The 13,397-nt window shown below is 44.9% G+C and carries 16 protein-coding genes; 12 read left to right on the top strand and 4 right to left on the bottom strand.

Features of this window, described 5'->3' with window-relative positions; all coding sequences use genetic code 11:
- The first annotated feature begins 120 nt into the window (after nt 1–120).
- From fni to R7E38_RS08125, 3 genes are all read left to right on the top strand, one after another.
- Nucleotides 121–1,140 carry a type 2 isopentenyl-diphosphate Delta-isomerase gene (fni, locus tag R7E38_RS08135; RefSeq protein WP_213910101.1) on the top strand — a complete coding sequence of 340 codons (1,020 nt, stop codon included), beginning with the start codon at nt 121–123 and terminating at the stop codon, nt 1,138–1,140.
- Nucleotides 1,141–1,334: 194 nt separating this feature from the next.
- Entirely contained in the window at nt 1,335–1,598 is a 264-nt protein-coding gene (locus tag R7E38_RS08130) for a DUF3012 domain-containing protein (RefSeq protein WP_005373992.1), read from the top strand.
- Between the two features lie 252 nt (nt 1,599–1,850).
- On the top strand, nt 1,851–2,249 hold the full coding sequence (locus tag R7E38_RS08125) for a GFA family protein (RefSeq protein WP_005388696.1): 399 nt from the start codon (nt 1,851–1,853) through the stop codon (nt 2,247–2,249).
- A gap of 93 nt (nt 2,250–2,342) precedes the next feature.
- On the opposite strand, the gene R7E38_RS08120 is transcribed toward R7E38_RS08125, so the two are convergent.
- On the bottom strand, nt 2,343–2,693 hold the full coding sequence (locus tag R7E38_RS08120) for a rhodanese-like domain-containing protein (RefSeq protein WP_064376174.1): 351 nt from the start codon (nt 2,691–2,693) through the stop codon (nt 2,343–2,345).
- Nucleotides 2,694–2,960: 267 nt separating this feature from the next.
- On the opposite strand from R7E38_RS08120, the gene R7E38_RS08115 reads away from it, so the two are divergent.
- The 3 genes from R7E38_RS08115 to R7E38_RS08105 all read left to right on the top strand — a co-directional run bounded on the left by R7E38_RS08115 (nt 2,961) and on the right by R7E38_RS08105 (nt 5,198).
- A complete protein-coding gene (locus R7E38_RS08115) occupies nt 2,961–3,251 on the top strand; it encodes a co-chaperone GroES (RefSeq protein ID WP_005373989.1) in 291 nt (96 codons plus the stop codon).
- 33 nt (nt 3,252–3,284) lie between these two features.
- The gene (gene groL / locus R7E38_RS08110; protein WP_042523329.1) at nt 3,285–4,883 is read left to right on the top strand and encodes a chaperonin GroEL; all 1,599 of its coding nucleotides are present in this window, start codon (nt 3,285–3,287) and stop codon (nt 4,881–4,883) included.
- A gap of 105 nt (nt 4,884–4,988) precedes the next feature.
- Entirely contained in the window at nt 4,989–5,198 is a 210-nt protein-coding gene (locus R7E38_RS08105; RefSeq protein ID WP_005373984.1) for a hypothetical protein, read from the top strand.
- 131 nt (nt 5,199–5,329) lie between these two features.
- On the opposite strand, the gene R7E38_RS08100 is transcribed toward R7E38_RS08105, so the two are convergent.
- Complete coding sequence (locus R7E38_RS08100) at nt 5,330–5,941, bottom strand: LysE family translocator (protein ID WP_203345296.1); 612 nt, start codon at nt 5,939–5,941, stop codon at nt 5,330–5,332.
- Between the two features lie 109 nt (nt 5,942–6,050).
- Here R7E38_RS08100 and R7E38_RS08095 point away from each other — a divergent pair, with 109 nt between their 5' ends.
- Nucleotides 6,051–6,941 carry a LysR family transcriptional regulator gene (locus tag R7E38_RS08095; protein WP_104976287.1) on the top strand — a complete coding sequence of 297 codons (891 nt, stop codon included), beginning with the start codon at nt 6,051–6,053 and terminating at the stop codon, nt 6,939–6,941.
- Between the two features lie 59 nt (nt 6,942–7,000).
- A complete protein-coding gene (locus tag R7E38_RS08090) occupies nt 7,001–7,372 on the top strand; it encodes a VOC family protein (RefSeq protein WP_053304622.1) in 372 nt (123 codons plus the stop codon).
- 98 nt (nt 7,373–7,470) lie between these two features.
- Here R7E38_RS08090 and R7E38_RS08085 read toward each other — a convergent pair whose 3' ends face one another.
- Nucleotides 7,471–7,692 carry a hypothetical protein gene (locus R7E38_RS08085; RefSeq protein WP_017635120.1) on the bottom strand — a complete coding sequence of 74 codons (222 nt, stop codon included), beginning with the start codon at nt 7,690–7,692 and terminating at the stop codon, nt 7,471–7,473.
- A gap of 122 nt (nt 7,693–7,814) precedes the next feature.
- On the opposite strand from R7E38_RS08085, the gene R7E38_RS08080 reads away from it, so the two are divergent.
- Entirely contained in the window at nt 7,815–8,342 is a 528-nt protein-coding gene (locus R7E38_RS08080) for a TetR/AcrR family transcriptional regulator (protein WP_005373975.1), read from the top strand.
- Nucleotides 8,343–8,386: 44 nt separating this feature from the next.
- Here the strand turns inward: R7E38_RS08080 and R7E38_RS08075 are convergent, their stop codons facing one another.
- A complete protein-coding gene (locus R7E38_RS08075; protein WP_064376176.1) occupies nt 8,387–9,337 on the bottom strand; it encodes a helix-turn-helix domain-containing protein in 951 nt (316 codons plus the stop codon).
- Nucleotides 9,338–9,521: 184 nt separating this feature from the next.
- Here R7E38_RS08075 and R7E38_RS08070 point away from each other — a divergent pair, with 184 nt between their 5' ends.
- Genes R7E38_RS08070 through eat form a run of 3 tightly spaced genes read left to right on the top strand, consistent with a single transcriptional unit; the run spans nt 9,522 to nt 13,226 of the window.
- On the top strand, nt 9,522–10,934 hold the full coding sequence (locus R7E38_RS08070) for an ethanolamine ammonia-lyase subunit EutB (RefSeq protein WP_025768012.1): 1,413 nt from the start codon (nt 9,522–9,524) through the stop codon (nt 10,932–10,934).
- Complete coding sequence (gene eutC / locus R7E38_RS08065) at nt 10,927–11,811, top strand: ethanolamine ammonia-lyase subunit EutC (protein WP_203345297.1); 885 nt, start codon at nt 10,927–10,929, stop codon at nt 11,809–11,811. The genes R7E38_RS08070 and eutC overlap by 8 nt, the downstream gene beginning before the upstream one ends.
- Before the next feature lie 11 nt (nt 11,812–11,822).
- Complete coding sequence (eat, locus tag R7E38_RS08060; protein WP_005373969.1) at nt 11,823–13,226, top strand: ethanolamine permease; 1,404 nt, start codon at nt 11,823–11,825, stop codon at nt 13,224–13,226.
- Nucleotides 13,227–13,397 lie beyond the last annotated feature (171 nt).

Below are 13,397 nucleotides of genomic sequence, written 5' to 3'. Positions count from 1 at the left end.
GGGGCAGTCGAGATTCATTACTCGTTTCGGAAAAGTAATCCGGCAAATTCACAAAATTCGCATTGACGTTACTGATAAGGATCGCAATACTGCGCGACTGTTTTACTTTAGGGTGACATTATGGCTCCGCAAACTAACCGAAAAGATTTACACCTAGATGCTGTTTTACATCATGATATGAGCATGAAGCATAAAACGGCGGGTTTTGAGTCTGTCGAGTTTGAACACTGTGCGCTGCCAGAATGTGACTTTCACGCGATCGATTTATCGACAGAGTTTCTTGGTCATCAATTAGCGCTACCATTTTTGATTAGCTCGATGACTGGCGGAGCAAAAGACGCAGAAACGATCAATTGTCGTTTGGCTGAAGCCGCAAGTGAATTAGGTATTGCCATGGGCGTCGGCTCGCAACGGATTAGCTTAGAAGAAAGTCAGCATTCGGGCTTGGGTAAAACCATTCGTGAGTTGGCGAAAGAAGTACCGTTGTATTCCAATCTTGGAGCCGCTCAATTGCTCGATAAAGGTAAACTCGATAATGCGCAACGTGCGGTTGAGGCGATTCAAGCCGATGCCTTGTTTGTGCACGTTAATCCAATGCAGGAAGCGTTTCAGAAAAATGGCGACCACAATTGGGTTGGTGTTTTCCAGGCAATTGAGATGCTTAAATCTCGCGTGAAGGTTCCTATCATTATCAAAGAAGTCGGTTTTGGTATTAGCGGACACATTGCGCAGCGATTAATTGATGCTGGTGTGGATGCAATTGACGTTGCGGGCGCGGGTGGCACAAGCTGGAGTGCGGTTGAAGGGTATTGCCAAGATAATCCGAAAATGCAGCGTGCAGCCGAGCTTTTCCGCGATTGGGGTGTCCCTACAGCAACATGTTTGGCTCAAATCCGCGCACTGCATCCTACATTACCCTTGATCGCCTCGGGAGGTGTTCGTAATGGGCTTGAAGCGGCGAAAGCCATTCATCTGGGGGCTAATCTCATTGGGCAAGCAGGTGCAGTATTAAAAGCTGCGACGATCAGCACGCAATCTGTCGTCGATCACTTTGAACAAATGGCATTAGAGCTGCGTTTAGCGTGCTTTGGTACTGGCTCTTCTAAGGTTGGTGAGCTAACGAAAGCGCGCTGCCTATAGCTTTTAGAATGGCGCGCTTTACACAGAGTCGCTCAATAATTTTTCGGTGTCTTAACACGTAGACTGATAATTTCGTTATAGTTGATACAAAAGTCACTTCAGCTAGTGACGCCTTTATTCAGACATTTGAATGGGCTCGTGTTGAAGAGATTGAGTTTAATTTTACTATTGTTTGCAACTGGAACCTTAAATTTATGAAAAAACTAGTCATGCTGATGTTGGCGGCTTCTGCTTTGACCGCTTGTAGTGATGAAGTGGGCACTGAAGGCTGGTGTAACGACATGCGCGATAAGCCAAAAACAGAATGGACAGCAGACAACGCGGTAGACTTTGCAAAGCATTGTGTTCTGCAAGATGGTGTCGGCAGCGAGCAATGGTGTGAAAACCTGAAAGATAAGCCGAAAGGTGACTGGACTGCAAACGAAGCGACCAGCTTTACTAAACACTGCATTTTTTAAGCACAGCGGAAAGCGCCTTTTCTGAGGTGACATTCTGTGAGGTAAACACCAAGCGTTATTGCTTGGTGTTTTTGTATCTAAAATAGCTCGATTTTTCACGTGTCGAGCGCACTTCCCTCTGAATGGAATGTTTTACATTTTCGTTTCATTTTTGAAAACCTGTATTGCCTGTCTTTAATTTTTCGTATTGCAGTGGCATGGTGTCGAGATAGCCATCTAGTTCAATTAGATTCATAACAAAAAGGAATTCAAATGGAAGTACTAAAAGGCTCATGTCTGTGCGGCAAGGTAAAGTTGGAAGTGGCAGATGAATTTAAGTACATGGGAAATTGCCATTGCTCTGAATGCCGCAAGTTCACAGGTTCTGACTATTCATCTGCCGGTGGTATTGCGTTGGATAAACTGCTTATTATCCAAGGGAAAGAAGATATTCAAACTTATCAGAAAAGCGAAAATACCATGCTATGCTTTTGTCGCCACTGCGGATCAAGTCTGTATTCGAAAAAGAACAATGGGATCGTCAATATTCGCCTTGGTATCTTGGATGACACACCTTCTCACAAGCCTGATTTCCATATTTTTGTCGCGTCGAAAGCGCCGTGGCTCGAGATATCGGATAACCTGACTCAATTTGATGCTGGGCCAAAATAGAGTTGTTGTAGATAAGTATTTAGAAACAGAGCGCGTTACAATACGCTTGCGACACGCTCTGTGCTTTTACTTTGTATATTAGAACGGAGACGACTATTTGGCGTTTTGTAGTTCTTCTAAGCCACCTGCATTGTGCAGATTCGTAAAGCCTTGCGATTGTAAGTATTGATACGCTTTGCCAGAGCGGTTACCACTGCGACAGTACAACACGATAGCTTGATCTTTATCGACGTCTTGAAAATGTTTATCAAGTTCAGATAAAGGGAAGTTGACGGCATTATCCAAATGCCCTTCAGAAAACTCTTGCGGCGTACGCACATCGACAATCATCGCGCCCTTGTCAATCAATTGCCACCCTTGTTCAGCGCGTTCAGAAGCCGACACGTTGGGTGAGAGGAAGCCAACGCACAACGTTGCAAGAAATAGAGATACGGCCTTTTTCATTGTTTGATTATCCTTTTTAAGAGTACGTAACCACTCTAGATTTGATTGAGCATATTTTCCATCATAAAGAGATGCTAAGTGGTTGTGAATACGATAATTCGATAGAAAATTTTATTTAATTTAATAAAAAATTTTTATCAAATTCACCTCTTGAACTCTCATTTTTCGACCTTATTATTTTCATCGAAAGCGAGCTGTCGACTCGCAAATCCATCTTGATGTTTATTTTGTCTTTTATTTTTGGTTCCAAGTAGGAGGCACTTAAAAATGAAAATTCGTCCTTTAAATGACAAGCTAATTGTTGAAAGACAAGAGGTGGAAAATAAATCTGAAGGGGGAATCGTTTTAACTTCTCAGTCGGTGAAAAAATCAAACCGCGGGAAAGTCATTGCTGTTGGTTTAGGTAAACGTCTTGAAAATGGCGAACGCGCTGCGATGGAAGTCAAAGTGGGCGACCAAATCATTTTCAATGACGGTTACGGCGTGAAAACCGAGAAAATTGACGGCGCAGAATACTTAATTCTGTCCGAATCTGATGTGTTAGCAATCGTTGAGTAATTATTTTTGTAGTAGTTTTTTGAGGAGATAACCATGGCTGCAAAAGACGTATTATTTGCTAATGACGCACGTCAAAAAATGCTGAAAGGTGTGAACTTACTGGCGGACGCAGTAAAAGTGACACTAGGCCCGAAAGGCCGCAACGTTGTGCTTGATAAATCTTACGGCGCGCCAACCATCACCAAAGATGGCGTGTCTGTAGCGAAAGAAATCGAACTGAAAGATAAGTTCGAAAACATGGGCGCACAAATGGTGAAACAAGTGGCGTCCAAAGCGAATGATGAAGCGGGGGACGGTACAACGACCGCTACCGTACTGGCGCAATCTTTCATCAATGAAGGTCTTAAAGCGGTAGCCTCTGGCATGAACCCAATGGACCTAAAACGTGGTATCGACAAAGCCACTGAAACGGCGGTTGAGAAACTACGTGAAATGTCTAAGCCATGCAGCGACAAAGAATCCATTACCCAAGTGGGTAGCATTTCTGCAAACAGCGATCGCGCGATCGGTGAAATCATTGCAGAAGCGATGGAGAAAGTGGGTCGCAATGGCGTGATTACGGTTGAAGAAGGCCAAGGTCTAAACAACGAATTGTCTGTGGTTGAAGGTATGCAATTTGACCGCGGTTACTTGTCGCCATACTTCATCACTAACCAAGAAAATGGCAGCGTAGAGCTAGACAACCCTTACATCCTATTGGTGGACAAAAAAGTCAGCAGCATCCGCGAGCTATTGCCTGTACTAGAAGAAGTGGCGAAATCTTCTCGCTCGCTATTGATCATTGCTGAAGACATCGAAGGTGAAGCGCTAGCGACATTGGTTGTGAACAACATGCGCGGCATCGTGCGTGCGACCGCGGTGAAAGCGCCTGGCTTTGGTGACAACCGTAAAGCGATGATGGAAGACATTGCGGTACTAACTGCTGGTACGGTCATCTCTGAAGAAATCGGCCTAGAGCTCGAAAAAGCAACGTTAGAGCAACTAGGTAGTGCGAAGAAAGTTACCATCACCAAAGACACAACAACCATTGTGGGTGGTGCAGCAGAAGCAAGCGCGATTGCTGATCGTGTGGCTTCGATTGAAAAACAAATCGAAACAACCACCTCTCAATACGATAAAGACAAGCTTCAACAACGTGTTGCGAAGCTTTCTGGCGGCGTAGCGGTGATCAAGATCGGCGCTGCAACCGAAGTTGAGATGAAAGAGAAGAAAGACCGCGTGGACGATGCGCTACACGCTACCCGCGCAGCGGTTGAAGAAGGTATTGTTGCTGGTGGTGGTGTTGCCCTAACTAAGATCGCGAAAGAATTGGCGGATCTAAAAGGCGACAATGATGACCAAAACGTGGGTATCCGAGTTGCGCTACGTGCAATGGAAGAGCCTCTTCGTCAAATCGCAACTAACGCAGGTGACGAAGCTTCTGTTGTGGCGAACGCTGTCAAAGCGGGTGATGCCGATTACGGTTACAACGCTGCAACAGGTGAATACGGCAACATGATCGAAATGGGTATCTTGGACCCTGCGAAAGTAACACGCTCAGCGCTTCAATTCGCTGCGTCTGTTGCTGGCTTGATGATCACCACTGAAGCGATGATCACCAACCACGTTGAAGACAAAGAACTTGATATCTAACGTCATCAATCGTTAGTGATTAAGTAAGCGTTAAAATAACAATAACATTGCAAAACCTAAGCGGGCTCGCTTGAGCCCGCTAATCAGTCATTTGAGGTAAGTGTTATGACCCGTTTACCTGCGTTTTCTTTCTCAATATCTGAGCCGGGCGGTAATGAAGCTTCGTCAACGTGGCCGACTGCTATTCACTTCCCCCTCGTTCCAGCTGGGCCAGAGTTTTCGATCGAAAATGCTCTGCCTAAACGTCCGACAGTGACGATATTCACTATCGATCTGTCTCAGTTATTTAAAGGGGACGCTCGGGTCATCCATTAACTGTATCGAAACAGCCAGCGCACGTTGGCTGTTTTTTTCTAATTTAAAGTATTGATAATGTAGATTTTTATTTGATTACTGCCACTTGTTCAATGATCAATTTGAACTGGGGTAATCGGACCGCAAGCGCACTACACCTTTAAGCCCAGCATTGCGCCGAAAATGATCAATCCCGCCCCACATGCTTGATTGAGTCGATGCTTAATCTTCAACAAGAAAGCTTGTAGCTGGGATGACGTGAATAAAACAGCAACGATAGAAAACCAAATACCATGCAGCGCAATCATATAAATCCCGTAAAAAAAGGCGATGTGTTGCTGATTAGAGTCGGGAGAAGTCACTTGGCTAAAAATACTCAGAAAAAACAGCATCGTCTTGGGATTGAGTAAATTACACAGAAATCCCTGCATGAAAAATCGCCACATTGAATACTCGCTCTGTTGAATGGTTTCTGAGTTTGACGCAGGCTGCGAGGAGAATATTCCTTTAATCCCAAGGTAGACAAGATAAGCGGCCCCAAGATAGCGCACGAGATTAAACAACCATTCATTTTGTGAAATTAAGTAACTGATCCCCAGCATGGAGTAAGCGATGTGGATGCTGATCGCCATGCTGATACCAATCGCACTATACACGCCTGCTTTTCGTCCTTGATTTAAGCTATTTCTTAATACCAAAACAAAGTCTGCGCCAGGGCTAATGACAATAAGCACACCTAATAACGCAAGAGTTACAAATTCCATATCGATTTCCTGTTTGAATGATGAAGTCTGGGATGTAGCGAAATTGTAGGCGTCTTTATTACTAACTATAATCGAAAAATATTCCCATATTGGTGAGAAAAACTCACAGATGCGTCACCTGAAATCTTTTTATGTCTTCCACGTTGCGGCGAGTTCTTCAAGCTACACTGAAGCGGCTGACAAACTGAACATTACCCACGGAGCCGTGAGTAAGCAGATCAAGCAACTTGAGCAATATCTGTCTCAACCCTTGTTCTTCAAAGAGGGCAGGAAAGTCGTGTTGACGGCGGAAGGCGAATTACTCAAGACATACACAGAAACGGCATTCCAAACGCTAGAAACAGGCGTGAATACGCTTATTCAAGAGAAGCATCAGCATCTTGAAGTGTCTTGTGAACCGACATTAACCATGCGCTGGTTGATGCCAAGGTTGGCCGCGTTTAATGATGAACACCGTGCTGATGTTCGTTTGTCGACGGCTGGTGGCCCGGTAACATTAGGATCAACTGGGCTTTCGATGGCGATTCGTCGAGACGATTTTGCGCAGCATCACGATTACGACAAAACCATTCTTGTGGAAGAGTGGGTGGGGCCGGTATTTTCTCCTGAGTATTGGCAATTCATTAAAGACAATTTGAAAGCAGCTCGACTGTTGAATAGCCAAACCAGACCGAATGCTTGGGCGGATTGGCAGCAATCAACACGTTGTGAAACTTTCAACGGCAACACTCAGCAATCATTCGCGCATTTTTATTTTTGCATACAAGCCGCAGTGGATGGCTTAGGCGTCGCAATGGGATCGTATCCTTTTGTCATGGACGATATTAAGCGTGGTAATTTGGTCGCACCATTTGGGTTTTCTCCATCAAGTTGCAATTACGTTTTATTGAGTCAAGATAAAAAGCGTACAGAACTCGAACATAAATTTATCACGTGGTTACAAACGCAAATGGCAGAGTGTGTGCCACTGTCATCACAGCAGATTACGCAAGGCGAATAGAAGGCATAGAGCGAGATTACGTCAGTCAGTTTTATGGAAAAAGGCTTAGGAAATTGGAAATGGAAAACCTCAATATTGTTGAAATCAAATCATTTGTTCCGGCGAAAGATTACGCGCTATCAAAACGCTTTTATGAGGCGATTGGCTTTGAAATGGCGTCGGACTTCGGTGATGTAGCATACTTCTCTCAAGGTAGCTGCGCGTTTCTTTTACAGAATTTTTATGAGCCAGAACACGGCAATAACTTCATGATGCACTTGCTCGTAGAAGACGCAGAAAGTTGGCATCAGCACTTATCCAAAGTGGGTCATGAGGAATTTGGTTCGCGTTTGACAGAGCTAGTCGAGCAACCTTGGGGCATACGCGAATGTTGTTTGTTTGACCCTAGTGGCGTTTTATGGCGAATTGGCCAGAACATGAATACTGACTAAAGCCAGTCTTATTTTCACCGCATCTACGCGCAGGTATTGAGATCTCGATATCTGCGCGTTTTCTTTTTTACTTAGCCTTGCCAACGTTTGTAGCGCACTCACGCCTTTTTCGAGGTGGTGTGCGATGGGCTAACGCCAAAAAACTCCTCAAGCAGCATGGCTTTGAGTTCCGCTCTGACTTCTGCGCCACCGATTAACGCCAAAAGTGCGAGTCCTCCTGGAATAAGGATGACCATTAATATCGGTCTTAAAATATACGAAAAGCAGAAGATGGTCGGGAAGAAAATCAATCCTTGGCCTAGTTTGTTTAATACGTACATGAGCGATTCCTTTTGTTTTTATATAAAATGAGCATGCTCAATTTTATAAATGAGCGCGCTCAATTTGTCAATCTCAACCACGCAAGGTATGATCCTTTCAGGCTCATTAAGCAGACACATCAATGACGAAGCGACAACAAACCAGAGATAAAATTCTAAAAGCCGCATGGGCATCTTTTGCTCAAAATGGCTATGACATGACGACCACAAGGCAGATAGCGAGAGAAGCAGGAGTAGCCGATGGCACAGTGTTTAGCCATTTCCCGACTAAACTGTCGATTTTGCGCGAAGGGATGCTGGCGCAACTGCAACAGATCAGCCAAGAAACGCTAGTCAGTGTGGAAGGTAAAACCGATATCGACATTGGTTTGGCGCTGACGGAGAAATACTATCGCTACTATTTTGCGAACGTTGAGCTGAGCCGAGCTTTGTTGAAAGAGGTGATTTGGGATTTGGATTATTATCAGTCGTTTAACCAAGCTTTGTTTCAATCTGTAAACGGAAGCTCCGTCCTTGAGGGAAAAATACCGCTGATTTTTGACTGCTATTTTATGACGTTAATCTCGCACTTGAGCCGTGCAGAACCGGATGTTGAAGCGGCACTTGAAGAGCTTCATGCTAAGTTTCAGCAAATCATTGCGACTGCATAACATGGCCCCAACGCAGGAGCTGAAAGAATATACTGCCTGTCATTTTATTTGCTGGGCTCCCATTTTCTCGTTTCAGTTGGCGTCTCACCAAATAGCCGCTTGTAGCTTTGACTGAACTGCCCGAGATGGAAAAAACCAAAGTCAAAAGCGATTTCTGCAATTGTTCGATTATCTTCAGGGCTTTGTAGCACTCTACGTACTTGATTCAGGCGCATTCGATGTATGAACTGCTTTGGGGAAGTATTACAGCAATGTTCAAAGGTGTACTGTAGTGTGCGACGACTGACGTGTACTGCGTCACACAGTTCACTGACGGTTATCGGCGTACGGTAGTCTAGATCCTGTAGCTGTTGTTTTATACGGTGCATCACGTGTTGACGATGAGAGATTGATATCGGATGGCTCGTGTGCAGTGAACTGAGTGAGAACAACTCCAGCACAATATCTTTTAAGATTGCTTGATGTGTGGTTTCAGACCATCTTGGCTCGGCGGAACCAAGTAACATGCCTAAGTAGTATTTAAGTTGTTGAATGTGTTTTTCCGTCAACCCCGTTAAGTGCAATGTGTTGTTTTGGATGCTCCCAAGCTCAAGTTGATTTTCTATGATGTGAACGAAGTTTTTGTCGAGCACTATTCCATAGATAGAAAACTGCTCCGGTGTCATTAACTCAAAATCAGCGCCACCTTGCCTAAGCAAAAGTTGGCTTGAATTAAACTGACTGTGATTTAGGTGTAGCGGCTTATTTTCCGTACTCAAACCCAACCAAATACCTCCCTGTTCAACCCTGCATTGCTGTCTTAGCGAGCGGTTACTGTCTTCACGAAATACATGGAAATTGGGAAATCGTCGTTCTCGAATTTGACCTAAAAATCGACCATCGCTGAGTTGGTCATATTCCTGTTGCCAGTTTATCAGACTCGCAGCTTGTTGGTTTGCATCCTTAGTGTGATGGATGCACAGCATTGGTGCAGTTTGGGGCATTTGGTTACTCATCCTTGTGATGCTCATTCCTTTTTTGTGAGTCATGTTGGAGCAGTATTTACATAACTCATTGTTTATTATTGGTTTATAAATGTTGCCAGTTTTTGATAACGCTACGGAACACATTTGGCAATACTTTCTTAAAGCTTATTGATAGTTCAGCAAAAAGCGAACCAAATAGTGAAGAGGAAGAGCAATGACGGCAACTTATCGTCGGCAACAAGGAAGTAAAGTCTATACCTTTAAGTCATTAGCTGACTTGATGGCGAAAGCGACACCGGAGCGCTCAGGCGATGCGTTAGCCGGGGTTTGTGCTCAGTCAGCGGCAGAACGTGTAGTCGCACAAATGGCGCTGTCTGAGTTACCACTTAAAACGTTTCTTAACGAGGCGGTTATTCCATACGAAAGCGACGATATCACTCGTCTAATTATCGATACGCATGACCTTGAAGCCTTTAAGCCGATTGAGCACTTGACGGTCGGAGATTTTCGAAATTGGCTGCTGAGTGAAGAAGCCGATGGTGAAACGTTGGCTAAAATTCGTCAAGGTTTAACACCAGAAATGGTGGCCGCAGTCAGTAAGATTATGCGCAACCAGGATTTGATTCTCGTTGCTAAAAAATGCCAAGTTGTCACGGCTTTTCGGAATACGATTGGTTTGCCGAGTCGCCTGTCTACTCGCTTACAGCCGAATCATCCCACTGATTCTCTCAACGGTATCGCAGCGACCATTTTTGATGGTCTGATGTACGGAAATGGCGACGCGGTTATCGGTATCAATCCGGCAACAGATAATGTGCCTCAAGCTATCAAGTTAATGAACTTAATGGATGAGGTGATTCAACACTATCAAATACCGACTCAGTCTTGTGTGTTAACTCATGTAACGAACACGATAGAAGCCATTGAAATGGGTGCACCAGTCGATCTCGTTTTTCAGTCGATAGGTGGCACGCAAGGGACGAATGATACCTTCGGAATCGACTTGTCGATTTTGAAAGAGGCCCATGAAGCCGCGTTGTCTTTGAATCGAGGTAGCGTAGGAAACAATGTGATGTATTTTGAAACCGGACAAGGTACCGCGCTGTCTGCGAATGCATTTCATGGGGTCGATCAACAGACTTGTGAAGCCCGTGCTTATGCTGTCGCGAAACAGTTCGATCCTTTGTTGGTTAATACAGTTGTTGGGTTTATTGGCCCTGAGTATCTGTTTGATGGCAAACAAATCATTCGTGCTGGGCTTGAAGATCATTTCTGTGGGAAGTTGCTTGGTTTACCTATGGGTTGCGATATCTGTTACACCAATCATGCCTATGCCGATCAGAATGACATGGATAACTTGCTGACACTATTAGGTGTGGCCGAGTGCTCGTTCATCATGGGTATTCCAGGGTCTGATGACATCATGCTCAACTATCAAACTACCTCATTTCACGATGCCCTTTACGCAAGAAAAGTACTCGGTTTGAAGCCAGCACCAGAGTTTGAAAAATGGTTAATGGAGATGCAGATTTTCGAGAGCGTGCAAGACGTTCGGTTAAGTGAGCAAATCTCTCGCTCGTTTTCGGGAGCAATTAACCAACTGAATAAGGGGTATTCTCATGGGTAAAGTAATCACCATTGCTCAGTCTCCACAAGATGAGTCTGGAGTTGTCACACACAACCCGTGGGGCAAGTTACGCGACTTCACCTCTGCTCGGATCGCTCTGGGTCGCAGCGGAAACAGTGTACCAACCAACGAGTTACTCTCATTTCAGCTGGATCATGCCCAAGCTATGGATGCAGTGCATTGCAGTTTGAATATTGAGTCTCTCGTTGCTGGTTTGTCGGACTCTTACTCGATTCTTGAAAATACCTTAGAGCCTCCAGTGGTAGTGAGCAGCCAAGTGAGTGATCGGCTTATGTACTTGCAAAGGCCCGATTTAGGACGGCAGCTCGATGAATCTTCTTGGCAAACGCTCAACTCGATAGCAAATGAGCATAACACTGACATTGATCTTGCGATTGTTATTGCTGATGGACTTTCTTCCGTCGCAATTCAAAACCATGCCGTGCCTGTTGTTACGCGATTGATTTCTCTTTTAAGTGCTGATGATGAACATCAATGGAAATTCACACCTATCACAATCGTAAAGCAAGGAAGAGTAGCAGTAGGGGATGATGTTGGTGAATGTTTTAACGCTAAGGCCGTGCTGGTTTTAATTGGAGAGAGGCCCGGTCTAACTTCTCCGGATAGCATGGGTATGTATCTCACTTGGGGGGCTAAACGAGGCTCTAAAGATTCCCAAAGAAACTGCATTTCCAATGTGCGCCCTCAGGGGCTCAACTATGACGATGCCTGTGAACGCGCATTTTACTTGCTCAAGGAGGCTCGAAAATTACAACTGTCAGGAGTGAATCTGAAAGATCGCTCCGATATCAATGAGCCAAGTGGCGCAAGTGTTGAAGATAAACACAGCGACAACTTTTTAATTTCATCAAAGTAGAAGGATTTACTATGTCTAAACATCAGGAGTACTTGGCCAAAAGGCAGCTAAAAAGAGGCACCGCAGGTTGGATTTTACTTGCTGGCTTAGGTGTCTCGTATGTTATATCTGGTGACTTCGCCGGTTGGAACTTTGGCATCGCTCAAGCAGGATGGGGAGGCTTTCTTATTGCTGCTATCGCGATGGCAGTAATGTATTTCACGCTAGTATTGTCTTTAGCTGAAATGTCTGCGGCTATTCCTGCTGCGGGTGGTGGTTACAGCTTCGCAAGACAGGCGATGGGGCCGACAGGTGGCTTTTTCACTGGCTTATCAGTTTTGATTGAATATGCGCTAGCGCCTGCTGCGATAGTGATTTTTATTGGCTCAGCAGTGAATGAATTGGTTGGTATCGATGGCCCTGTTGTTTACGCACTTTTCTACGCCGTCTTTATCGCTATTCATATGGCAGGTGTTGGCGAAGCTCTCAAAGTAATGATGGTCATCAGTGGTTTGGCTGTGCTAGCTATTCTCATTACTGCTGCTGTGCTTATTGGTCACTTTGACGTTAATAACTTATTCGATATTGCTCCGGCGACGGCTCAGGCAACAGAAATCTTGCCGTTTGGGTGGTATGGCGTATGGGCTGCGTTGCCATTTGCAATGTGGTTGTTTCTTGCGGTTGAAGGTGTGCCTTTAGCGGCAGAGGAGGCAAAAAATCCGGCAAAAGATGTTCCCAAAGGCATCATTGGTGCGATGCTGTTTTTATTGCTAACCGCAACTCTCGTAGTCGTCCTTTTGGCTGGTGCGGTTGGCTCAAAGGTCATAGGCGATAGCGCGGTGCCATTAGTTGACGCCCTAAAGCTTACGGGCAATTCAACGGTAGCAATGGCTGTGAACTTACTCGGGTTAGCTGGTCTTATCGCTTCTTTCTTTTCTATCATTTATGGTTACAGCCGCTTGGTGTTTGCGCTTTCCCGCGCGGGTTATTTACCGCAAACTTTGTCATTAACCAGTGACAAAAAAGTGCCTTCTCGTGCGCTGTTGGTTCCGGGCGTTTTTGGGTTCTTGGTTTCACTTACGGGTGAGGGGGACTTAATCTTGGCGATGGCTGTTGTCGGTGCGACTGTATCGTACGCATTAATGTCCTTGAGCCATATTTTATTGCGAATTAAACAGCCTGAATTAACTCGTCCATATAAAACGCCTGGTGGGATAATTACTTCGAGTATTTCTCTGGTGCTTTCTTTGATCGCAATGACAGGTGTTTATGCTTTTGATCCCTCGGCCTTTTTCATGACAATGGGATTGTTTCTTATCGGTGGTGTTTATTATGGGTTATACAGCCGCAACAAATTGGTGGCAGCAACCGCCGAGGAAGAGTTTGCCATGCTGTCTGTAGCAGAGCTAGAGCTTGAATCAGATGTCGTACGATAGTCACTCTGATTCTTGTTATTCAGCATATTAAGGGAGCCATAGGCTCCCTTTGTCATTTCTATCAAAAGTGCATAGCGCACAAATGCATCACTTTAACTTTATAAGTGGTTAATCATGTGAAAGTCTAGTCTGGATAACGATGGCGCAGATCCATCACAGGTAAAGGTTAAG

Source organism: Vibrio sp. Vb2131 (assembly GCF_033338535.1).
Lineage (GTDB): Bacteria > Pseudomonadota > Gammaproteobacteria > Enterobacterales > Vibrionaceae > Vibrio > Vibrio alginolyticus.
This window is presented reverse-complemented; position numbering and strand designations above follow the sequence as displayed.